This is a genomic window from Legionella sheltonii, from assembly GCF_026191355.1.
GTDB lineage: Bacteria > Pseudomonadota > Gammaproteobacteria > Legionellales > Legionellaceae > Legionella > Legionella sheltonii.
This window is the reverse complement of sequence record NZ_JAPHOQ010000013.1, coordinates 1-21966: the sequence shown is the minus strand read 5'-3', so window position 1 is coordinate 21966 and position 21966 is coordinate 1. Positions and strand designations below refer to the sequence as shown.

The following is a 21966-nucleotide window of genomic DNA, read 5'->3' as shown; positions in this document are numbered from 1 at the left end:
CTTTCACCTAAACTAATAGATAGTGGACATGCTTTAGTTACAAGGGACTGATACCCATGTTAGTTAAAAAGGCAGCTTTTACCTTAATTGAGCTTTTGGTAACCTTATTGGTACTCTGCGTTGCGTTAGTTATCGCACTTCCTGCCTTAAGTAATATGCTCATGAATAATCGTTTAACCGCTTACACCGATATGTTTGTGAATGCATTGAATTATGCGCGCAACAATGCCCTTAATGAATCAATGAATGTGATCGTTTGCCCGTTCGGAGCTGCGCAATCTACTACGTGTGGCGGAAATTGGGGAGCTGGATGGATAGTAGTAACCCAGCCTACAGCAGGTGCAGGTATCTTATTGCAAAGCCAACAATTTTTTCCCTCAGATCCTACACTTTCAGGTACTGTGGCGAGCGTAACTTTTGATCCTCATGGATTAACCTCCACGCCGAGTAATTTCAAATTTTGTGACAGTCGAGGTGGAACATTTGCACGCTCCATTGAGGTGTTGGCTACTGGATTTGTCCAATCTGGTTCAACACCCGGACAAGCTGTCTGGGACAACAGCGCACTTGCATGCCCTTAATGGAGACTGCTTATGAATTGTTCAGGAAGAGACAACACCCAACAAAGAGGAATGTCCTTAATTGAAGTCCTTATTGCTTTTGTCATCTTGGCGGTGGGCATGTTAGGGATAGCAGGCATGTTAATCCTTTCGAGCAAAGCCAATAATTCGAGTTACGCCAAACAACAGGCAGTACAATGTATTTATGACATATTTGATAAAATTCGCGCCAATACTCAGGCAGCAATTAATGGTAACTACAATATCAGTAATATCAACAGCAGTGGTTCACCTACTCTTCCAGCAGCTCCTGGGGTGATGTGCAATCAATCGCCTTGTTCGAATGCTCAATTAGCTTCATATGATACCTGGTATTGGTTAAGCTTTGATGTGAGCAGGCTGCCTAATGGCAGTGGTTCGATTACTTCAGCTCCTGCGCCAGGGACGGGAGGAAATACAATCATTACGGTAACTGTGCAATGGGACGATAGCTTGGCACAAAATCAAGTTGGCGCAAGCAGTACTCCTTCGCCAACTAACCCTAACTATGTTCAACTAAGCGTACAAAGTCAATTATGAATACTTATACTAAATATCAACAAGGTTTTTCGTTAGTCGAGTTAATGATTGCCACTGCTATAGGCCTCCTACTCAGTTATGCAGTGATGCAAGTCTATGTTACTCAAACTCAAGTCTATAGAACAACAAATTCACAAGCGCTTATTCAAAGTACAGAAAATGCGATTGCTAACTTAGTCATACCGATTATTCGCTCAACTGGATTTGTAGGATGTGGTTCAGACAGTACGGCAATGTCTAATTTAAATGGGGGCGGTTCTAGCCCCATTGGAACACTGAATGCGAACCCAACACTAATCGCGGGGTATAATCGGAATGGCGCAACCATTTCCATTACTCAGGATAATCCGAGCAACGACGGTAATGCAGGTGATTGGACACCTTCTCTGGATCCCTCTTTGGCAGGGAGCATAGAAAATACCAGTGATGTTTTGGTTGTCCTGGGCGCAGCTCCCGGGAGTTTTCCTGTTTCAGTAACAGCTATTGACTCAAGCAGTAGTTCCTTTACGGTACAAACTACAACAGGTCTTAATCTCGCTGCAGGTCAATTTGCTGCAGTCTCTGATTGTGTTAAATCCTCTGTATTTGTCATTACTGGAGTAGCAGGAACATCGATTTCCCATGCGGCAGGCTCAGGACCCTATGACAATTCTACGTCTACGTTTATTGTTAATTATCAGGTTGGATCTCAGTTCATTCCCTTACAACAAACTGCATTTTTTGTAGGACAAGGACAAGGCGGACAAAGCTCGTTAATGCGGGGAACCCTGACTGAGACAGGCTGGACTATTCAAGCGCTGGTTCCTGGTGTTGACGTCATGAAAGTCCAGTATGGCATAGGTGGCAATGGGACAATATCTCAATATGTTACTGCTGACGCAGTTCCAAACTGGGCTCAAGTTTATGCAATTCGGCTAGGTTTTTTAATTGAAGGGCAGGCTGCTTCAGGTAATCAAAATACCACTCAATATAAGGTGTTAGATACTGTAGTTACTGTGCCAAACGATAATCGTCTTCGTCATGTATATGAAGTCAATATTGCGTTAAGGAATGCGGGATCATGAAACTTATTTCGCCAAATAAAAAATCAAGTGACAGATACGGTGATCTGAAAGGTCCGATGGATAAACATGCATCAATAAACGAACTGCCTTGGAAGAATGCGACAAATGAAAAAGGATATATCCTTCTGATCACTATGATCTTGCTTATTATGCTTACTGTTTTGGCAGTTACAGATGTGTCACTCAATACCACACAGACACGAATTGCAGCGAATGCTACCGATAGCGAAATCTGTTTGGAAAAAACTGAAGGCGCATTAAATCAGGCAATTAATAATTTACTGAATGGAACTTACAATGCAAACAATTTTTTAAATAACAACAGCGGACTGTACCTATTAAATCCCAATAATCCACCATTATGGACAACAGTTAATTGGTCCAGTTCTACATCAGTAATTCCCAGTTTTCAAGGATATTCCAATTCCCAAGCAAGCTATATTATAGAACAACTGCCCTCGGTTATTCAGCCGGGGCAAAATATGAAAATGCCGACTTACATATATCGAATTACAGCACGCTCTTTAGGGGCTAATGGAAACACATCGGTAATGTTACAAACGACGGTACAAATTCAACCATAGGTAAGATTGATTATGAACGGTGCACGAAGCAGATATTTTGGTAAAGGACTCAAGATTTTCTTATTAATCTTACTGTCAACTTTTGCCATTGCAGCGAGCCAACCTACCTTGAATATCCCCCAAGTACCACTGATCTTAGCCAGTCCGATTCATCCACAGATATTAATTGCCATTGGAAATTCCGAATCAATGGATGGGAACTTGGCCGGTGCCATCATGACGGGTTCCGGCTCTCTTACTGGAGGTTTAACCTCATTGAGCAATTCCAGCTCCCCTATCAATTATACCGTACCTACAGGATTTACCCCTCCAATACAAGCAGCAAATAGTAGTGGGCAAGCACCCTACACCGTCAGTCAAAGTGGTGTGCTGGTCGATAATAGCCCCAGCCGATTAAATGTGGCAAAAGCAGGCATTCAAGCCATTATCAACACCTACATGGAATCCACAGACTTTGCTTTGGAAACCTACAGTGTCAGTGGTGTCGGAGTTTATAACACCTGGGTTTATTATATGTCTCCTCAAAGCAGTAATTTTTCATTCACCAGCACACAGGTTGCAGGTAATACTTACGTACAAAACCCCTGTTACAACTATTCTACTGCATCCTCAACCGTTCAAAGCAACTGCAGCTCAATTGCCAGCTTTTATGGTTCTTCAGTAGTATCTTCTAACTTATACATGCAAATTGGTTCATCCAGTGATTTCCCTTCCATTAATGACGTACTTTATGCAAGCACTGGACTCCCAGGAGTATTTCTTACATACAGTGGGCCTTCACCTGCGACCCCCTATCCACCTAACTTTTCGATTAGCAATTACAATAGTGGCAATGTGCTAATTTCTTACTCCAAATCATTACCTAATATTGGTGGCTTTAGTACAAGCCCAACCAACGCGGGATTTGTGCCCTTTTCCCCACAGGTGCTTTATGTTCAACGAGGTTTTGGATATAACGGCAGCCAATCTGCTACAACAGGAAACGTTTTGGTTCCTATGACTAGTGCAGGAACAACGCCAACCCAGACGAGTATCAACAATGCCATTAGTGTATTTACGCCCTATTTACAGCCTGAGACAAATTCCTCGTCAACCAAAGAAATTAAATCTGCAGCAGTGCAATCACCAATCGCAGGTCTGCTCACAAAAGCTAACTCATACCTCACCACATTAGGCACTACCAGTGGCAATGGTTGCCCACAGAAAAAATACGTTATTTTGATTTCTGATGGTCTTCCAACTCAAGATCTTAGTGGCAAACTATGGCCACCCCTAGGCAGTGCCGCTGCGACAGGCTATGGTATTACTGCAACCTTTAATACTGATGGTTCGCTTAAAAGTACCAATTGCCAAGCCTTAACCGATGCAATAAGTACGATTACTACACTAAAACAAAATGGAATTCCAACCTATGTAATAGGCCTTGGCGCTGGGGTAAACCCCTCATTAAATCCCCAGGCAGCGTCTACACTGACGGCAATGGCTGTCGCTGGAGGCACCACCAACTATTACCCTGCTACCAGTTCAACCGATTTGGTTAATGACCTGAACTCCATTATGATTTCGATTCAAAATGGTTCCTATACAACCACTGCGGCATCAGTAAGTTCTACCCAACTGAGTAAAAACAGTGTGGAATATAAGGCCAGTTTTGTATCCAATGATAGCCCCTATCTCGACTGGACTGGAAGCTTAGTTGCCTTACCCCTTAATCCAGCAACAGGTATTCCGACAGGAGCAACCAACTGGAATGCCCAGCCGCTACTCGATACTCTAGTCACTGGTTCAGGATGGTCATCCAACCGATTTATTGCAACCTGGAACCCTACAACCAATACCGGTGTTCCTTTTGAATGGGCTAATATAAGCACCAGCCAACAAAGCGCGCTTCAACCTTCAGATTCATTAGGCCAGCAAAGGTTGCAGTATTTACGTGGCAATACAGCCCTGGAGCTCCATAATGGTGGAAGCTTTAGAAATCGCTCCCATATTCTTGGTGATATCATAGACAGCCAAGTCTTATATGTAGGCCCCCCATCAGCACCTTATACCAGTTCAAGCTATCTTTCCTTTGCCCAAGCACAAGCGAATCGTACGCCAATGGTGTATGTTGGGGCAAACGATGGGATGTTACATGCATTTAATGCCGTGAATGGTCAGGAGGTATTTGCTTTTATTCCTAATGGAGTATTTAATAATCTTGTTTATCTTACTAGTCCTCTTTACAACTTAAGTCATCGTTTTTATGTGGATGGCTCACCTCAATCAGCAGATGTGCAATTTTCCGATAGCAGCTGGCATACTGTGCTGGTTAGCAGTGAAAATGGAGGCGGCAACAGTATTTTTGGATTGGATATTACTAATCCTATCAATTTTGTGAGTGAAAGCAATTTGGCACAAAAGGTACTTTGGGAATTCACTGACACGGATATGGGTTTAGGCTATAGCCAACCTCAAATCGCTCAAATTGGTTCGAGCAGTGCAACCCCTGCTACTTTTGCGGTCTTTTTTGGCAATGGTTACAATAATCCAAATAATACGGCAATACTGTATGCGATCAATCCACAAACAGGCGCACTAATTAGAAAGATCAATCTTTGTAATGCGGTGCCGGGTTCATGCAGCACTGCAACGCCGCAAGGGTTATCCTCAGTCGCAGTGGCCAACCTGAATGGCTTTCAAGGAGTACCCATTACTAATGTTTATGCAGGAGATTTACAAGGGAATATGTGGTCTGTCAATGTAAGCGATCCGAATCCTGCCAATTGGACTGTGCGCTTGTTGTTTCAAGCAAAAAACTCTTCCGGTACAGCCCAATCCATTACTACAGCACCGGTAGTAACCCTTAATCCCAATTACCCACGCATCCCCGGATTGTTCGTTATGTTTGGTACTGGACAACTACTCCAGACCGCTGATCTGCTCAATACCCAAACACAAACAATTTATGGTGTCTTGGATAAACCGCAATCAAGTGTTACTTATACACGGACTAATCTTCAACAACAAACCCTGAATTTAGTTTCGACGTCAACTTCGGGTTTATCAGTCCCTGTGGTTACAGCATCATCCACTCCAGTGAACTGGAATAATCAATTTGGATGGTATACTGATATGATTACCTCAGGACAACGTATTGTTACCAATCCCACCCTATTCAATGGGGCCTTTATCAGCACGTTAAACACCCCACCACAATCGTGCGGTACCAGCTTTTCCTCCATGCTGCTTGAACTGAATTTCAAGACAGGTGGATCATTCCCTAATCCGCAAATTACTGGTGTTAGTGCCAGTGGCTCGCCCAATAATCAATATTTATACTCTGGGGTTGTAGGCATTCAATTATCCAATAACTTTGCAAATGCACCAACTGTTGTAGCGAATCAAAATAATTATGTCGTTCTGCTCATTACCCAAGCTAATGGCAGTCAATCGACTATATTGAACCCGAATACTTCCCAAAGAAAAACAGGGTGGTGGCAACTGCAATAAGGATACAAAAATGAATCAAACACGAAGACAAGGCTTCACCTTAATCGAATTAATGATGGCCATCCTTATTATGGCCATACTGGCTACAATCGCTTATCCTTATTACGTAAGTTTCTTGCTGAAATCACGTCGTTCTGATGCGATAGCTACCTTAGCACAAGATCAGATCACACTTGAACGCTGTTATTCTCAAAATTTTTCCTATAATGCGGCTTGTGGTTCCTTACCCACCTTTCCACAAAGATCCGCACAAGGCTTTTACAGTATTACCCTAACGAATTTAGGTCCAACATCCTACACACTGACCGCAACCCCCATAGGCAGTCAAACTGAAGATACGACCTGTGCCAGTATGACTGTAGATCAGGCCAACACAAAAACTGCTGTAGATTCATCAGGAACAGCGCAAACTATTTGTTGGAATCCCACTTAAATTCTTATGATAGGTATAGAGGTGGTTATCCTAATAAAAAGTAACAGCTACATTATCCCCGGCGGAAAAAAAGTTCCAAAAAATTTACTTTACAAATAAAAACCAATTCTCTACTATCCATCTCAACGGAAAGTCCAACTTAAAATGAAATGGAAATTTTTTGCTTTTTTCTAGGCATTCTCTATCTATACACCTCAAATTACTTCTTACCCCTAATCAACTTACTGATTTTTTGCCTCAGTCCCAAATATCCAATAATTGTTTTTTTTATTTTAGGGATCGTGTTCGCTTTGCTGCACCAATCTTTGGCTTTACCCAAAGGAATAGCAACTATTAATCCTCTTTCGAAGCACGGGACCGTAGTGTACGCATCAGTACATGAAGATTTGAGCATCCTACCAATAACGCAGTGGTTCTCTGCCTTTCAAAATAGATCTATTGAAGTAATACCCAAGGTTACAATAGAAGGGACCATTGCATCTATTCCTACCCAAGATTTTACCAAAACTCAATTTTTATTAGCTCTTGAACAATACGATCATCTTCCTGCACAAGGTTTAATTCAATTATCCTGGTATAAAAATGCCCCCAAGTTACATTCAGGACAACGATGGCGGTTCACAGTCAAATTGAAAAGGCCACGCAATTATCTTAATCCTGGAAGCATGGATTACGTGAGCTCACTTGCAGCACGGCATATCTTTTGGACCGGTTATATTCTTCCCCAAGAAAATAAACTGCTTACTGAATCACCTTCTAATTTTAGTTGGCTTCGATTACGTGAATATTTAAGCACTCAAATCACCCAATTAGCCCCAGATCAATCCACAGCAGGTGTTGTTGAAGCCTTAACTTTAAATTTAACAAGCCATATTAGCCAAGAAAATTGGGATTTATTTAGGCGCACAGGGACAACTCATCTTTTTGGAATCTCTGGAGAGCATATTGCATTGATATCGGGGATGATTTATTGGCTGGTTCGCTGGTTATGGCGTAAAAGTGCGCGATGCTGCTTATTGATTCCTGCCCCCTACGTAGCCTGCATTATGGGTCTCTTAGCTGCTGTATGTTATGCGTTTTTAGCGGGATTTGCCCCACCGGTACAAAGGGCATTAATCGGTTGTTTCTTTTATACGCTCTATCGCTTAGGAAAATTGCGCTTTTCTAGCTGGCAAGTCTGGCGTTATGCTTTGTTTGGGGTTTTATGTATTGAGCCTCATGCAGTATTCATGCAAGGATTTTATTTTTCCTTCATTGCAGTTGCTTGTTTGCTTTTAACGCAACAACGCTGGAGATTAAAAGGTTATAAAGCAAGTTTAGCCATACAATTAAGTTGTTTGATTGGCCTCATGCCTTTAACCCTATACTGGTATGCTTATGGCTCCATAAATGGATTTATTGCGAACTTATTTGCTATTCCTTTAGTTGGTCTACTGATTGTCCCCTTAGCATTAATCACCATGACATTCTGTTCCTGGAGTTTTGCTGGTTTATTGATGAAATTTTTGGCCTTACTGATTGCCTTATTATTTAAAGGATTAAATTTAATTGAGCATTTAGCAAGCATTAATATCAATGGATCCATTCAAGGTATGGAATGGGCTATTATTCTGATGGGAGTACTGTTGATGTGGGTTTTATTACCAATTAAGCCCTTTCAATGGATTGCACCACTGTGGGTTCTACTCGCCCTTTTTCCACATCAAACGCTACGCTCCCCAGGAGAAGCAGTGATTGATGTTTTAGATGTTGGTCAAGGACTGGCAGTCGTCGTAAGGACTCAAAATCATATTCTGATCTACGATACCGGAGATCGATTTTTCCAAGGAAATGATTTAGGAAAAATGGTGATCTTGCCTTATCTTAAAACTTTAAGAGTCAATAAAATTGATGCTGTAGTTATTAGCCATCCAGATAAAGATCACCGGGGCGGCCTTAACTCGCTGGAGAAAGGGGTCCTCGTAGCGCAACGATTAGTAAATGAGCCTTTTTATTATAATAATCATGGGGTGCGATGTCATGATTACCCGCCATGGAGATGGGATAACGTATATTTTCGTTTTTTGCCCATCACCACTCATTTTAAAAATAAAAATAACAATTCTTGTATTTTACAAATAAGTACAGCAGCTGGAAAAGTACTCTTAACCGGAGACATCGAAAAGATAGCCGAAGATTATTTAATAAGAACTTATGGAGGCGAACTCGCATCTGATGTTTTAATTGTTCCTCATCATGGGAGTAAAACCTCCTCTTCTTATCGATTTTTACTCGAGGTTGCTCCCCGTTATGCAATAGCTTCTTTAGGTTTTGACAATCGCTTTCATTTTCCACATGCTAAAACATTAGCACGGATGAAATCCTTGAATATTCCCTTTTATAGAACGGACCATTGTGGCATGACACAAATCACCTTGCCTGTTCAAGGAGAAATTAAAAGCCCGATTTGTTTTAGCGGTCTTAAAAAGGTGTAGCAACCCGCTAAGTTAGGCTTTTGTTGCGCCAAGGCCCAACCTACAGTGAATTTGAGCCAAACACCTCCATGACAGAAAACCCTGAACTTGCGAATAATCAGTCAATATCATATCGTGGTATCATGTCATTTCCATCTAATTCAATGCCTGAATTTCGGCCGCACTTTTTTTAAAAAAAGCTATAGTAAGAAATGAAACAACTGATTTGAGCGATCCATGTTATCTAATTCGGTAAAGAATGAATATTACCAAGCATTACTTGCTAAAAATTCTAAATATGAAGGCATATTTTTTGTAGGAGTTAAATCGACTGGCATATTTTGTCGACCAACTTGTCCCGCAAAAAAACCTAAATTTGAAAATTGTGAATTTTTTCATACGGTGCAAGAGGCACTTCTTGCTTCATATAGACCCTGTGCGCGCTGCCAACCGTTGTCCTATCCTAATCAGGCTTCGCATTTAATTCAAAAGTTAGTTGCGGCGGTAGAGGCCAATCCTGAAAAGAGATGGAAAGACAAAGACTTTATAGAGTTAGGAGTTGATACATCAACTGTACGTAGACAATTTAAAAAACGCTTTGGAATAACCTTTGTTGCTTATGCACGTGCAAGAAGAATGGGTATTGCCATGAAACAAATTCGAGAGGGTAAAATAGTGATTGAAGCGCAAGTTAATATGGGATATGAATCCAGTAGTGGTTTTCGTGATGCCTTTTCTAAAATTATGGGTGCAGCCCCTTCACAATTAGACAAGCATCATATTGTTTTAAAAGCTTCTTGGTTTGACTCACCTTTAGGACCAATGCTTGCAGTATCGGATGAAGAGGCTTTATATCTTTTGGAATTCGTCGATAGAAGAGGACTAGAACGCGAAGTGGAACGTCTGAGAAAAAAAATGAACGCCGCTATTATCCCGGGAGAGGCGCCCCCACTCCATTCTATTGAAGAAGAGCTCAAAGCTTATTTTTCTGGAAATTTAAAAGTATTCAATACCCCAACCCATCTGCTAGGTAGTTCTTTTCAAAAAATGGCCTGGCATGCTTTGACGCTTATTCCCTATGGAGAAACGCGAAGTTATGCGGAACAAGCACAAGCATTAGATAAACCCACCGCATACAGGGCTGTAGCCAATGCAAATGGTGCAAACTCACTTGCAATTATTGTTCCTTGCCATCGAATCATTAATTCCAGCGGTGATCTAGGAGGCTATGGTGGTGGGATCGCACGTAAAAAATGGTTACTTGAGCATGAAAAGAGAAATAAATAATTCAATCACAGAGAAGTTCGCTGCATCGAAGTAGACTATCCCCATTATTTCCCTTCTCCTCAAGGGGAGAAGGTGCCCTTAAGGGCGGATGAGAGAACTACTTATCTACACTTAGACTAGGAATCCCAACCAAAAAATTTAGTCAACGAAAAAGGAGATGGATTAAATCGACTTACTTCGTCTGATACATATTCCACCCCAGTCTCTTCAACTTCTTTTTCTTCCTTATCTTTACGGACCGATGGTGACGGCTTTGTAGTAAAAGGAGTTAAACGAGGGGGCTGATTTTCGAGTTGTTGATTTGGGATATTTGTTTTAGGAAATAAGTGATTACTGATCAGTGCCTTAATAAAATTATTGCACACAACAAGTTCATTTTTATTAAGAGTTACCGTGAAATTGTCTACTGGTACGCCCTTTTTTTCCAAAGTAATTTTAAATTGCTCGAAAAGCAGTTTTAGAAGCCGCACAATATCCTGGACATCTTTTTCTTGATATAATAAAAGACTAGGCTTAGGACGGATGGTGATAGCATTTTGTCCCAAGTCCTCGCTAAATAACAAAAACTCCATCATTTCTTCCAAATCAAATAAGTCAATTGCTGTTTTATCTGGTGCAGTTAATTCCTCATTTGATATGAGATCCAATGGCCTGCTTTGGGCAGCATCCTGTTTTTTCATTCCTATACGGTTTGGTTCAAGAGATAGGGCTTCAATTATGAATTTGCTACTATCTGAGTATTTTAAATAAGGCATATTTCTCCAGCGATCATTGTCATAATGATCCAAGTCTTCATAATAACAAATGGCTCATCTCTCTTTTGATTCCTGCAACTATTATTTACATTTTCTTAACCATTTATTTGAATAAATTCTACTTTTTTAAGAGGAACTAACGCATCCACTGACAAAAGAATTAACGCGATGAGCCTCTCTTGATTTCAAAAATCCGATATAAGTTCAAAGGTAATAACAAAGAATGCAGAACAAAAATCGGATAAAGTGTGCTACCAAGAGCATAAAGAATAAATGCTACGTTAGAGCAGATTGCAACAAGACGCAATGTCAAAATCTTTTTGACATAAAAAGTCGCCAAAACCAAACAGCAGGCAATATAGCCAATAATTTCGATCGTTGATTCCATTTCAACTCCCAACTTACAATCCCTTCATATTCAACATACACCTAGTATGCGTGACTCGCAAGTGGCTTCGGATTTGTAATTTAGGCAAAATAAAACAAGCCATGCCCCAAAAAAGATCAAAGCATAAGTGATCATGATTCCAGTTCGTTTCACTCAGCCAAGAGTCCGTTTTACAGTTCTCAGGTTTAAGTCAAAGTGCTCTGATTTGAGAACACCAAAACCCGGCATATATGAAGCGTTTCGGAGCACATATAATCAAAGCATTTTTAATTTAATGGAGTAAATAGATCCTATAAAGGCAGTGGTGTGGATGAGGAGGGAACAGGCGTCATAAACACTCGTTCATTCACAAAAGTTATTGCTTCTCGTTCAAATGTGGTTTTAACCGCAGAAAGGACTTCGTCGCGTACCATAGCCAAATCGTTTTTTGACCAATACAAGATTTTCAGTTCAACACCGCCCCTATCAATCATCTGCGATAATAAAATTTGAGTACTGGGTTTAGGTAGAATGTAGCTGCATTCCTCACAAATTTTATAGAGTAGTGATTTAATCGTGGTGACATCATGTACTGCATCAATTCGAAGTACTATCTCATCTCGTTTTTGGGGGTAAATACTTAAATTGGTGATTTCTGATTTAATCAAACCTTCATTAGGTATGCGGATCAATCGGTTATCACTGGTTTTGATTTTAGTTGATAACCAGTCGATTGTTTCTACTGTCCCTTTAATGTCTTTAATAGAAATGACATCACCTACTTGAAAAGGACGTTCAAATAAAAGAAAAACTCCACTAATGAGGTTGGATGCAGCAGTTTGCGAAGCAAAACTTAAGGCTACAGTAAACAAACCCGCGGTGCTTAACAATATAGTCAGTTTAAATCCAAGTTCATGCAATGCTGAAACTGAAAAAAGCAAAAACAGGCCGTAATAAACCACACGACTTGATAACATGGCATGATGTTTTGAAAATCTACTTTCGATTATTTTTTCAATCAAATGGCTCATTTTCTTTGCAAGAAAATAGCCAAAAAAGATCAAAAATACAGCAAAAGCAATACGCTCCCAGTCCACGTGTTTCAAATATTCTAATGTGTAATCCATAATTGACTCAAAACCAAGCTGCACAAAAGACAAAATAGTATCAATTTTCACCAATAGATACTATAAACTTTTTTATCGATGCAGAATTTTTATAGTGGGATTTATATTAAATGTATTCGAGGAGCATAGGGTGGGCAAATCGTAGGTGCTCACATAAGGTCGGTTGGCTCTTTGCGAATAAATTAAAAAAAATTTCATACCAGAGTCTTCAGGCGGTACACGAGATCGCAAGATCATTTTCTCGCGTACCGTCCTATCTGTTGGTTAAAAATCACTCTCTTAATTTAATAACAGGATTCTTGTAACCAACAATGTCCGTATCTATTGCATACCCGAACAGTTTGGCAATAATCGTTATAGTAGTAATCATCATTATAGTAAGGAACCCCAATAACAACACCAGGTCCCCACCAGCCGCCTCCCCAGCCGCCGTAATAACCACCATGCCAACCGCCACCATGGTAATAACCTCCATGGTAATAGCCCCCATTCCAACCACCACCATGCCAGCCACCGCCACCATGCCAACCACCGTGAGCAAAACTTGCCCCAGCAGTAAATAGGCCGAGAGCAAAAACCGTAGCGCATATGATTTTATTCATAATATTTCTGCTCATGATAATTCCCTATTTTCTAATGACCATAATAAATTATAGCTTATATATGCTTCAAAAATAATAGGGGTGTCAATTTTTTGTTACCTGAAATATGCATTTGAAATACATCTAATTAAAGGAAATAATAGGCTTTTTTAGTGTTAGGGTGAATCATGCAACTGACTCAATTTACTGACTATTCATTACGTGCTTTGATTTATATCGCAGTAAAACAAAATACGTGCACTATTCATGATATCGCCTGTGTGTATGATATTTCCCGCAATCATTTACTAAAAATAATCCATAATTTGTCTAAACTTGGAATTATTAAAACAATTAGAGGAAAAAATGGTGGCCTTATGATGGCTAAAAATCCTGCCGAGATTAATTTGAAAGCTCTGATTTTGCAACTTGAACCGCACTTTGATCTCGTACCGTGTTTCAACAAAGATAAAGCAAATTGTTGCATCGCCCCCCAATGTAAATTACGAAAGCTACTCCTTGATGCACAAAATGCATTCTTTACCGTTTTAGAGCAATTCAGTTTAGAAGATATCATTCAAAACAAAGTCGAACTTTATCCATTACTCAAAATAACTAAAAGAGAATTTGATGAATAAAATAAAAATCAAACGTATTTATGAACAAGCTGAGCCTTCCGATGGATGTAGGATATTGGTTGATAGATTATGGCCTCGTGGAGTTAAAAAAGACGACGCAGAGGTGGACTTATGGTTAAAAGATACGGCTCCAAGTAACGAATTAAGGCGATGGTTTAATCATAAACCTGAAAAATGGGAAGAATTTCAAAAACGTTATGCAAAGGAACTCGAAGATAAAGAAGAATCACTACAAACAATTATTGATAAAGCCAAAAGTCAAACCATCACTTTGTTATACGCTGCTAAAGATGAAAAACACAATAATGCACTGGCCTTGCTTGAGTTCATGAAGGCAAGAAAAAAATAATCCAATTTGGTACTATTTTAAAGTTGTATTTAAAATAGAACTTAAGTATGATTATCCTATTTATATCAGCGGATAGTAGTATGACTGAGCTGAATAAAACTCATATCGAAAAACTCGTAACTCATTTTTACCAAAAAGTACAAAGAGACGAGATCCTCGCTCCTGTTTTTAATGATGTGGCACAAGTTGATTGGGATAAACATATCCCTCTGTTGTGTCAATTTTGGAATAGCATTATGTTGAAAACCAATGAGTATCACGGTAATGCCTATCAAAAGCATATCCTCTTAAAACAACTTACCAATATTGGAGAAACACACTTTATCCGTTGGCTAAATTTATTTCAGGAAGAGGCGGTAAATCAATTGCCTACAGAGAGTGCTGAGGAAATAGTTGAAAAAGCTACATTAATTGCAGAATCTTTAAAATTTGGAATGCTGAGTCAAGAAAAGAGGGTTAAAGCACATGATTAAGCCACTCACTCGTGATATTCTAATCACCTTAATTATTAAATTTAGCTTATTGATTTTATTATGGATTATTTGCTTTAAGGGTGTGGAAAAACCACATCAAAGCAATGAACAGTGGCTTTTAGGTTCGGCACAAACAAAAGAATATCTTTCTTCTAAAAACGAATAAATTAGGAAAATCCCCAGTATTTTCTAAAACAAACTGGGGATTTAAAGATTTTTATTAATAATCAATGTGAGGTGAGCAATGATTCCTGGCAGTGACCTGGTCGATCTTTCCCGTTTACAGTTTGCTCTAACTGCGCTTTATCATTTTCTTTTTGTCCCACTCACGTTGGGCTTGTCGTTAATTTTAGCGATCATGGAAACCATTTATGTAATGACTGGTCGCGATATTTGGCGACAGATGGTCAAATATTGGGGGATTCTCTTTGGCATTAATTTTGTTTTAGGCGTAGCTACCGGGTTAACCATGGAGTTTCAATTTGGTACCAATTGGGCTTATTACTCTCATTATGTTGGCGATGTTTTTGGTGCCCCATTAGCAATTGAAGGACTTATGGCGTTCTTCCTAGAAGCTACTTTTGTGGGTTTGTTTTTCTTTGGCTGGGATAGATTAAGTCGCGTGCAGCACATGTTTTGTACCTGGTTATTGGCTTTAGGTACAAATCTTTCTGCGCTGTGGATTTTGATTGCCAATGGCTGGATGCAAAACCCCGTTGGCGCTGAATTTAATTTCCAAACAATGCGTATGGAAGTAACTGATTTTGCTGCAGTAATGTTTAATCCAGTGGCACAAGCCAAATTTGTTCATACCATAAGTGCTGGTTATGTTACTGGCTCAATTTTTGTTTTATCCATTAGCGCTTACTTTTTATTACGAGGTAGAAATATCAATTTCGCCAAACGTTCAATGACAGTTGCTGCAAGCTTTGGACTTGCATCAGCTTTAGCGGTGGTCGTATTAGGTGATGAAAGTGGCCGTCTAGATAATGAAAATCAAAAAATGAAATTCGCAGCAATAGAAGCGATGTGGCATACAGGAGCAGCTCCTGCCCCTCTCACTGTCTTTGGTATTCCCGATGAACAATCTATGAAAACCAATTATGCATTGGATATTCCCTTCGTATTGGGAGTTATCGCAACGCGTTCTTTCACAGAACCCCTAGAAGGAATTTCTGAATTGATCGAACAGGGGAAACAACGAATCAAAGAAGGTATGCTCGCCTATGAAGCGTTGACACGATTACAAAAAAATCCTAACGATGTGCAAGCAAAAACAGATTTTACTGCACACAGTAAATATTTAGGTTACGGTCTGCTCTTAAAGAAATATACTGAAAAAGTAGTTGACGCAACTGAGGCGCAAATTAATCAAGCAGCACAGGATTTGAAACCTCGAGTAACGCCTTTATTTTTCTCTTTCCGAATTATGGTTGCTTGTGGCTTCTTCTTCATCCTCTTATTCGCTACAGGTTTTTACTTGTCCATGAAACGTAAATTACATACTACCCGCTGGTACTTGCGTGCCGCATTCTTTTCACTTCCATTACCTTGGATTGCTGCAGAGTTGGGATGGGTGGTCGCAGAATACGGACGGCAACCTTGGGTAGTTCAGGATATCTTACCCACGGCAATGGGTACCTCTAGTTTGAGTGCGACTCAAGTATTAACCTCAATAACCGGTTTTATTCTCTTCTACACAATTCTCGCTGTAGTTGAAATTTTCTTGATGGTGAAGTACATCCGTCTTGGCCCAGATAATATGGCTCATTAGGAGATTCAAAATGCCATTGGATTATGAAACATTACGAATTATATGGTGGATTCTGCTCGGTGTATTACTCATTGGTTTTGCAATCATGGATGGTTTTGATCTAGGTGTTGCCATATGGCTGCCATGGCTTGCTAAAACAGATATCGAGAGGCGTGTCTTAATTAATAGCATTGGTCCAACCTGGGAGGGGAATCAAGTCTGGTTTATTCTAGGTGGTGGTGCAATTTTTGCTGCCTGGCCAGCTTTATATGCCCTCTCTTTCTCGGGTTTTTATTTTGCAATGCTCCTGGTTTTGTTGGCACTCATTTTACGCCCGGTTGGATTTAAATACCGTTCAAAATTAACCAATTATCGATGGCGTACTTTTTGGGATTATGCGTTATTTATCGGCGGTTTCGTTCCATCATTAATATTTGGTGTTGCTCTAGGAAATGTATTACAAGGCGTACCTTTTCATTATGATGAATATTTACGACCTTTTTATACGGGCAGCTTTTTTGGGTTGTTGAACCCCTTTGCCCTGTTATGTGGTATCTTGTCGGTATTGATGCTTTCTATGCACGGTGCTTTTTTCCTTAACTTGAAGACGGAAGGACAATTACAACAACGCGCCGTGAGCGCAGGAAAAATATCTGCACTATTGACGTTATTGGTCTTTGTTGGGGCTGGTTTCTGGCTTCATTATGGTATTGATGGTTACAGTGTGACTGGAACCTTAGTTCATGATGGTCCATCCAATCCGCTTTACAAAACGGTTATTCGTCAAGCAACGGCTTGGTTTTCCAATTACCAAATCCTGCCCATCACTTTATTGGTGCCGGCAGTTGGAATTATTGGAGCTTTGTTAGCCTTTCTTGCAGCAAAACATGTTAAAACTGCTTTTATATGTAGTGCACTTTCTGTTGCTGGAATTATTGCCACTGTGGGTGTGAGTATGTTTCCCTTCATACTGCCCTCTTCATCAAATCCAGAACAAAGTTTGCTGGTGTGGGATAGCTCTTCAAGCCATTTAACTTTATTTATTATGTTGGTAGCAACGGTTATCTTTTTACCTGTGGTACTGCTTTATACGACCTGGGTCTATCGGGTGTTGCGTGGAAAAATAACAGAAGATACCGTTAATAAAAATCGAGATACAGCCTATTAGGAGGTTATTATGTGGTATTTTTCCTGGATTTTGGGTACTGGTCTAGCGTGTTGTTTTGCAATTTTAAATGCAATGTGGCTTGAGTTGGACGATTCGGATAATACGCCCATTCAAAGTGAAAAAAAGAACAGGAAGTCGGCTTAAATTAATACCTGTTTCCATTTTGGCTCAAGATAGTAGAAATGGAAACAGGTTCTATAGTCCTACCCAGCGAATAAATGCATTAGACGCATTTAGATTTACCGAAGGTTTCCCCTCAAAATAAACCGTTATATTTTCCCTAGCAGAATCACCATTTACTTTAACTTGTTTGATTTTACCTAAATCAACAATTTGCATTTGCGTTTCATAATATCCCCCTCGGACGACCTTAAGAGTGGGTATTACAAAACGGATAGCATGAATACCGTCATCTTGAGCAGCATCGTTTGGATTATTGTGATTCGCCAGGTAATTAAACTCTCCAGCATTTAATGCCACATATTCTGCATTATTGATTTGCCGACGCAGCATGCGTGATAACGGCGCTGTAGTATGAAATACACGTTGATAAGTATCTGCGGAAATAACTGCAACAGGATTCGTTTCGGTACGTTTGCCTTTATAACCACTCCCTACAAAAAAGATTGCATCACGATGTTCATCAGGAGCCGATGTAGGTACTTGTATTGTCGGATTACTCGTATACTGCGGGGCGGAACTTTTATCGCAATTTAGAAATTTTGATTTAGCGAACCAGGCATCACTAGGATAATATATGACCAGTAAAGACTTATCCTTTATGGTATTAATGATTGCTTGAGAATTTTCTAAAGGAAGTGCGGGACAACCCCAACTTCGCCCCGGTCTTCCATATTTTTTGATAAAGCGTTCTTCTACATACCACCCAGAATGCATTACAACCGAGCGACCTGATGCGTTATCATTAAAATTACGGTCTAAGCCGTCTAAACGCAATGAAAGACCATCGCGACCATAATAAGCTTGTTGTGTTTGATAAACTCCGATGCTACTTGCTTTGCTATTGAATTTGTTTGAAAAATAATTGGTAAGTAAGGTACCGGATTTAATGCCATGGGATACATAGGTATGAAACAATAATTTTTTTGCGTTTAAGTCAAATACCCACAGCCGTTTTTCGTTGGAGGGTAATGAATAATCAATAATCGTTAAGATATTATTATGATCCACATTATATTCAATAGCACACTTTAAAGAAGTAAGTACTTTATTGATCACGAGTGGATTTAAGTGAGGAGCTTCATGAGCTAACATCAACCGAATGTCATTTAACGATTGATCATTAATTTGCACCGAAAACTGTGCTGCTTCGCTAATTAAACGAACATCATTCTTTACTATGGCTTGAGCCTGTGGAAACGCCAATGGCAGTTGCGGAAAATAGGTAAAAGTTACTGCTACACATAATAGCAGAATAGAGCCCATGATTTTTCCTTATTTGTTTTTGTTCAAATCCTGTATTTTTAATATAGCTCAAAATTTTCATTGCAACTGATTTTTTTATAGAGAATATGATTTATTTTTAAGCTGGTTGATTTTTCTTGATTTTCGGTCAACAGTCATAAGAGTTTAAGAGTAATTGTTCAGGCTATACCCTCTCCTCTGTCAAGAGAGGGTGAGAGGAAATCAAGTCCCCATATCTTCCTTACCGACAGCTTGGGGCATTTCTGCCCCACCTATTTCGATTACATGGTTTTTGTGGGAGTTGCGGAAGCAGCGTCTTGATTTGGATGATATTTATAACAAATACTGGTTACGGCATTGGTCAAATTTAATACTGCCTTACCCACGTTAACTAACGTCGGATTCGCAGTACAACCCGAAGTAATGCCAGCATAAACAGTACCCAAACTTGTAAAGTTAAGTGCAGAATTTCCTATGCTGGACAACGCGTTATCATTGCTGCTAAAAGTAACTACGTTAAGCGCACACATTGCTATGTCAAAACCATTTTCCCAAGCAGTATCCGGGTTAGAGAATAAATTATAAGCAGCCATCATAAGAGCAAGCCCATTTGCTACTTGCATGGTTGCACGCCATTTATTTTCCGTATTAAAAAAACCGATCATTTTATCCTCCTTAATGCTGATAGTCTGTTCGAACTTTAAACATAGAGTTCTTGAAAATCAAGCACTTTATTTATTGATTAGTTTAATTTCAAATCGGAGGAGACTTCCGAAATTAAACTTCCGATATCTTCTGAAGGAGGTAGGTCTGCAGGATTTTGTATTGAATTTAATAGCTTCTTAAGTGACGACTCCTCTTTTAAAGGAAAACAATTGTTACTACTGTAGTTGGTAAGAGCCGTTAACGCTTGTCGTAAAAAGTCAATTTTTGGGTCGTTCTGAAGACCTTGTTGTTCAATTTCTTTGATATCCTTAATGATTCTATACATTATCTGATAAACCTGAACCGATACAGAATGTTTGTAACATTCCATAATACCTGTTGCAATTAATGCCTCATTTTTAGGATAAGCTTGAATAAATCCAAGTGTGTTATTAATGTACTCATTGACTCTATCTACATACTCTTTGGTACCTTGAGGATTTAAATCAGATGAAGCCTTACCATATGCAAAAACTCCTGACTTAATTTGGCCCTCATTTTGCAAAAATAAATTGATATAAAAATCCAATGTCGTTCTAGGTTTTATATTTACTGAATTATAAGCAATATCGACATGGATAGCATGAGCAACATTGTCCAATTCACAAAAGAAAAATGTTTGACCACTACCATTGAAATATCTTGACGAATCATCATGTTTTTCCATCATTAGTTTCTGATTTTGCAGATCATCAAAAACCAACTTATCGTCTATTTGGAGGCGTTCTTTTACAAACTTTCTAATCTTCGTTTTTACATCTAAAGCAATTTCATAGTTTGTTGTATCACACAAATCAGCTAATTGTCTTAATAACAAGGTCCTATATAGTAAAAACTCCGGTGAGACTACAGTTTGTTGTTCTAATGGATTAAGGGCATTTCCTGGATAAATTCTTGGATTAAGGCGAAATAGAAATTCATAGGAATTATTCAGATATTCATCGATGGTAGAACTGGTTACGTTGGAACATTGGAAATCATTAATACGACCAGGGAGTCCAAGCATTTCGCGAAGTGCAGCATCCCCTTTAAACCATTTTCTCCCTTCAAAAAGTGGTTCTTTATTTTTATAGATTATTTTGGCAGACTTTAAAAGCCCTTCATAAGATGTTGTAGGCTCAGCAGATACAGGAATTGGGGCTATTTTAACTGCTTCACTAAGATCGGACTTAAACCCACCAAGCCCCCCTTGATTTATAGGTAACTCATAGAATGCTAATAATTGCTCCGGTACGGTTTTAACTGACGAGACAATATGGATGACTTGCTCTTTGATTTTCTGGATTAGCTCGAATTCCTCAATCGTTTTTTTATTGTCAGGTACTAACAAATACTCTTTTGTATCTTTAATAAATTGCTCTAAAAGTATCGACTTACCCGTTGATAATTCCTTTACTAAATCCTGAGTTTGTTTTTCGCTTTCATTAATTAATTCAATAAATGAATCACCTAGGTCAATCTCAATTGCTTTACTATGACGATATCGGGTAGCATACTCCCTTAGCCATCCCTCCATAGAACCTCTAGCGATTTGCTTTTCGCCTATTCCCCAAAATCGATGAGTGGCCTTATCAAAATCTTTGCTCTGTTTTATATTGAGTTCGGAGGTTTCATGACTCTCAATTATTTCTCTATTTAATCGAAGAAATTCATTTTCGACTTGATCGACAGTTTGTTGAATCTCCTCTCTGTTTGCAGCAGAGCGTTTATAATGAATCCTATCAATATGCGTTACTATCAAGTAAGTAGAAACTGCTGCAACAGCAAATGCAACTAATGCAATCGCCACTATACCCCACGTAACAGGCCCACCCAATGCCAATGCTAAGGTGCCCAATACCAATGCACCCACAAGTATTCCACCTACGGTAGCAGTAGTCTTTGGATATTTGGCAAAAAAACCAGGCTCATTCATTTCCCTCAATAAATAATCCCGGCAAAGCTCCATGAATTTTAGCTGGATTTGTTGGCTTGAATTTTGTCTTACAGCCGTAGAGTCAAAATGTTGATGAAACCATTTTCTGAAGGGTGAGGAGGTTTCAAGGTCAATTTCCTTTGCATGAGCATCATAAAGTTCTTTAAAGCTTAAATTAAATAACTTATTTAATTCTTTTAAAAAATAAGCTTCTATAGCCGCATTAATTGCCTCATCACTTTTATTTTTGAGATCTGC

22 protein-coding genes are annotated in these 21966 nt (G+C 39.4%); 15 read left to right on the top strand and 7 right to left on the bottom strand.

All coding sequences use genetic code 11. The features are described from left to right. Positions 1–56 precede the first annotated feature (56 nt). The 8 genes from OQJ26_RS14675 (at position 57) to OQJ26_RS14640 (ending at position 10452) form a co-directional block, all read left to right on the top strand. Positions 57–581 carry a GspH/FimT family protein gene (locus OQJ26_RS14675; protein ID WP_265704482.1) on the top strand — a complete coding sequence of 175 codons (525 nt, stop codon included), beginning with the start codon at positions 57–59 and terminating at the stop codon, positions 579–581. A gap of 12 nt (positions 582–593) precedes the next feature. Next, entirely contained in the window at positions 594–1139 is a 546-nt protein-coding gene (pilV, locus tag OQJ26_RS14670; RefSeq protein WP_265704481.1) for a type IV pilus modification protein PilV, read from the top strand. Next, on the top strand, positions 1136–2203 hold the full coding sequence (locus OQJ26_RS14665) for a PilW family protein (RefSeq protein WP_265704480.1): 1068 nt from the start codon (positions 1136–1138) through the stop codon (positions 2201–2203). The genes pilV and OQJ26_RS14665 overlap by 4 nt, the downstream gene beginning before the upstream one ends. Positions 2204–2259: 56 nt before the next feature. After that, positions 2260–2787 carry a pilus assembly PilX family protein gene (locus tag OQJ26_RS14660; protein WP_265704577.1) on the top strand — a complete coding sequence of 176 codons (528 nt, stop codon included), beginning with the start codon at positions 2260–2262 and terminating at the stop codon, positions 2785–2787. 12 nt (positions 2788–2799) lie between these two features. Then, positions 2800–6279, top strand: coding sequence for a pilus assembly protein (locus OQJ26_RS14655; protein WP_265704479.1), 3480 nt, complete (start codon positions 2800–2802; stop codon positions 6277–6279). 10 nt (positions 6280–6289) lie between these two features. Next, entirely contained in the window at positions 6290–6712 is a 423-nt protein-coding gene (locus tag OQJ26_RS14650; protein WP_265704478.1) for a type IV pilin protein, read from the top strand. 149 nt (positions 6713–6861) lie between these two features. Further along, positions 6862–9186, top strand: a complete 2325-nt coding sequence (locus tag OQJ26_RS14645) for a DNA internalization-related competence protein ComEC/Rec2 (RefSeq protein WP_265704477.1) — start codon at positions 6862–6864, stop codon at positions 9184–9186. Positions 9187–9402: 216 nt separating this feature from the next. Continuing rightward, positions 9403–10452 carry a bifunctional transcriptional activator/DNA repair enzyme AdaA gene (locus tag OQJ26_RS14640; protein WP_265704476.1) on the top strand — a complete coding sequence of 350 codons (1050 nt, stop codon included), beginning with the start codon at positions 9403–9405 and terminating at the stop codon, positions 10450–10452. 116 nt (positions 10453–10568) lie between these two features. Here the strand turns inward: OQJ26_RS14640 and OQJ26_RS14635 are convergent, their stop codons facing one another. From OQJ26_RS14635 to OQJ26_RS14620, 4 genes are all read right to left on the bottom strand, one after another. Continuing rightward, complete coding sequence (locus tag OQJ26_RS14635) at positions 10569–11207, bottom strand: hypothetical protein (RefSeq protein WP_265704475.1); 639 nt, start codon at positions 11205–11207, stop codon at positions 10569–10571. 160 nt (positions 11208–11367) lie between these two features. Further along, on the bottom strand, positions 11368–11595 hold the full coding sequence (locus OQJ26_RS14630) for a hypothetical protein (protein ID WP_265704474.1): 228 nt from the start codon (positions 11593–11595) through the stop codon (positions 11368–11370). 290 nt (positions 11596–11885) lie between these two features. Continuing rightward, positions 11886–12701 (bottom strand): mechanosensitive ion channel family protein, encoded by an 816-nt coding sequence (locus tag OQJ26_RS14625; RefSeq protein ID WP_265704473.1) that lies wholly within the window; start codon positions 12699–12701, stop codon positions 11886–11888. Between the two features lie 284 nt (positions 12702–12985). Further along, complete coding sequence (locus OQJ26_RS14620) at positions 12986–13318, bottom strand: hypothetical protein (protein ID WP_265704472.1); 333 nt, start codon at positions 13316–13318, stop codon at positions 12986–12988. Between the two features lie 152 nt (positions 13319–13470). Here OQJ26_RS14620 and OQJ26_RS14615 point away from each other — a divergent pair, with 152 nt between their 5' ends. The 7 genes from OQJ26_RS14615 (at position 13471) to cydX (ending at position 17807) form a co-directional block, all read left to right on the top strand. Then, positions 13471–13920, top strand: a complete 450-nt coding sequence (locus tag OQJ26_RS14615; RefSeq protein WP_265704471.1) for an RrF2 family transcriptional regulator — start codon at positions 13471–13473, stop codon at positions 13918–13920. Then, positions 13913–14269 (top strand): DUF488 domain-containing protein, encoded by a 357-nt coding sequence (locus tag OQJ26_RS14610; RefSeq protein WP_265704470.1) that lies wholly within the window; start codon positions 13913–13915, stop codon positions 14267–14269. Before OQJ26_RS14615 ends, OQJ26_RS14610 begins: the two co-directional genes overlap by 8 nt. Positions 14270–14349: 80 nt before the next feature. After that, positions 14350–14742 carry a group III truncated hemoglobin gene (locus tag OQJ26_RS14605; RefSeq protein WP_265704469.1) on the top strand — a complete coding sequence of 131 codons (393 nt, stop codon included), beginning with the start codon at positions 14350–14352 and terminating at the stop codon, positions 14740–14742. Next, positions 14735–14908, top strand: coding sequence for a cytochrome oxidase putative small subunit CydP (gene cydP / locus OQJ26_RS14600; protein ID WP_265704468.1), 174 nt, complete (start codon positions 14735–14737; stop codon positions 14906–14908). The genes OQJ26_RS14605 and cydP overlap by 8 nt, the downstream gene beginning before the upstream one ends. 78 nt (positions 14909–14986) lie before the next feature. Further along, a complete protein-coding gene (locus tag OQJ26_RS14595; protein ID WP_265704467.1) occupies positions 14987–16516 on the top strand; it encodes a cytochrome ubiquinol oxidase subunit I in 1530 nt (509 codons plus the stop codon). Between the two features lie 10 nt (positions 16517–16526). Continuing rightward, a complete protein-coding gene (gene cydB / locus OQJ26_RS14590) occupies positions 16527–17663 on the top strand; it encodes a cytochrome d ubiquinol oxidase subunit II (protein WP_265704466.1) in 1137 nt (378 codons plus the stop codon). Positions 17664–17669: 6 nt separating this feature from the next. After that, positions 17670–17807: a cytochrome bd-I oxidase subunit CydX gene (gene cydX / locus OQJ26_RS14585; RefSeq protein WP_265704576.1), complete on the top strand. Its 138-nt coding sequence runs from the start codon at positions 17670–17672 to the stop codon at positions 17805–17807. A 51-nt stretch (positions 17808–17858) separates the two neighbouring features. Here cydX and OQJ26_RS14580 read toward each other — a convergent pair whose 3' ends face one another. The 3 genes from OQJ26_RS14580 to OQJ26_RS14570 all read right to left on the bottom strand — a co-directional run. Then, positions 17859–19109, bottom strand: a complete 1251-nt coding sequence (locus OQJ26_RS14580; RefSeq protein ID WP_265704465.1) for a murein L,D-transpeptidase catalytic domain family protein — start codon at positions 19107–19109, stop codon at positions 17859–17861. 260 nt (positions 19110–19369) lie between these two features. Further along, positions 19370–19753, bottom strand: a complete 384-nt coding sequence (locus OQJ26_RS14575) for a hypothetical protein (RefSeq protein ID WP_265704464.1) — start codon at positions 19751–19753, stop codon at positions 19370–19372. Positions 19754–19830: 77 nt separating this feature from the next. Next, positions 19831–21966 (bottom strand): hypothetical protein (locus OQJ26_RS14570; protein ID WP_265704463.1); only part of this gene is annotated, 2136 nt, incomplete at its 5' end.

Coding starts and splice junctions, on each gene's coding strand:
- OQJ26_RS14630 (WP_265704474.1), bottom strand. CDS start 11,595: ATGGAATCAACGATCGAAATTATTGGCTATATTGCCTGCTGTTTGGTT.
- OQJ26_RS14650 (WP_265704478.1), top strand. CDS start 6,290: ATGAATCAAACACGAAGACAAGGCTTCACCTTAATCGAATTAATGATG.
- cydP (WP_265704468.1), top strand. CDS start 14,735: ATGATTAAGCCACTCACTCGTGATATTCTAATCACCTTAATTATTAAA.
- OQJ26_RS14660 (WP_265704577.1), top strand. CDS start 2,260: ATGGATAAACATGCATCAATAAACGAACTGCCTTGGAAGAATGCGACA.
- OQJ26_RS14620 (WP_265704472.1), bottom strand. CDS start 13,318: ATGAGCAGAAATATTATGAATAAAATCATATGCGCTACGGTTTTTGCT.
- OQJ26_RS14615 (WP_265704471.1), top strand. CDS start 13,471: ATGCAACTGACTCAATTTACTGACTATTCATTACGTGCTTTGATTTAT.
- cydB (WP_265704466.1), top strand. CDS start 16,527: ATGCCATTGGATTATGAAACATTACGAATTATATGGTGGATTCTGCTC.
- OQJ26_RS14655 (WP_265704479.1), top strand. CDS start 2,800: ATGAACGGTGCACGAAGCAGATATTTTGGTAAAGGACTCAAGATTTTC.
- OQJ26_RS14625 (WP_265704473.1), bottom strand. CDS start 12,701: ATGGATTACACATTAGAATATTTGAAACACGTGGACTGGGAGCGTATT.
- OQJ26_RS14605 (WP_265704469.1), top strand. CDS start 14,350: ATGACTGAGCTGAATAAAACTCATATCGAAAAACTCGTAACTCATTTT.
- OQJ26_RS14675 (WP_265704482.1), top strand. CDS start 57: ATGTTAGTTAAAAAGGCAGCTTTTACCTTAATTGAGCTTTTGGTAACC.
- OQJ26_RS14610 (WP_265704470.1), top strand. CDS start 13,913: ATGAATAAAATAAAAATCAAACGTATTTATGAACAAGCTGAGCCTTCC.
- OQJ26_RS14640 (WP_265704476.1), top strand. CDS start 9,403: ATGTTATCTAATTCGGTAAAGAATGAATATTACCAAGCATTACTTGCT.
- OQJ26_RS14575 (WP_265704464.1), bottom strand. CDS start 19,753: ATGATCGGTTTTTTTAATACGGAAAATAAATGGCGTGCAACCATGCAA.
- OQJ26_RS14645 (WP_265704477.1), top strand. CDS start 6,862: ATGGAAATTTTTTGCTTTTTTCTAGGCATTCTCTATCTATACACCTCA.
- OQJ26_RS14635 (WP_265704475.1), bottom strand. CDS start 11,207: ATGCCTTATTTAAAATACTCAGATAGTAGCAAATTCATAATTGAAGCC.
- OQJ26_RS14595 (WP_265704467.1), top strand. CDS start 14,987: ATGATTCCTGGCAGTGACCTGGTCGATCTTTCCCGTTTACAGTTTGCT.
- OQJ26_RS14665 (WP_265704480.1), top strand. CDS start 1,136: ATGAATACTTATACTAAATATCAACAAGGTTTTTCGTTAGTCGAGTTA.
- OQJ26_RS14580 (WP_265704465.1), bottom strand. CDS start 19,109: ATGGGCTCTATTCTGCTATTATGTGTAGCAGTAACTTTTACCTATTTT.
- pilV (WP_265704481.1), top strand. CDS start 594: ATGAATTGTTCAGGAAGAGACAACACCCAACAAAGAGGAATGTCCTTA.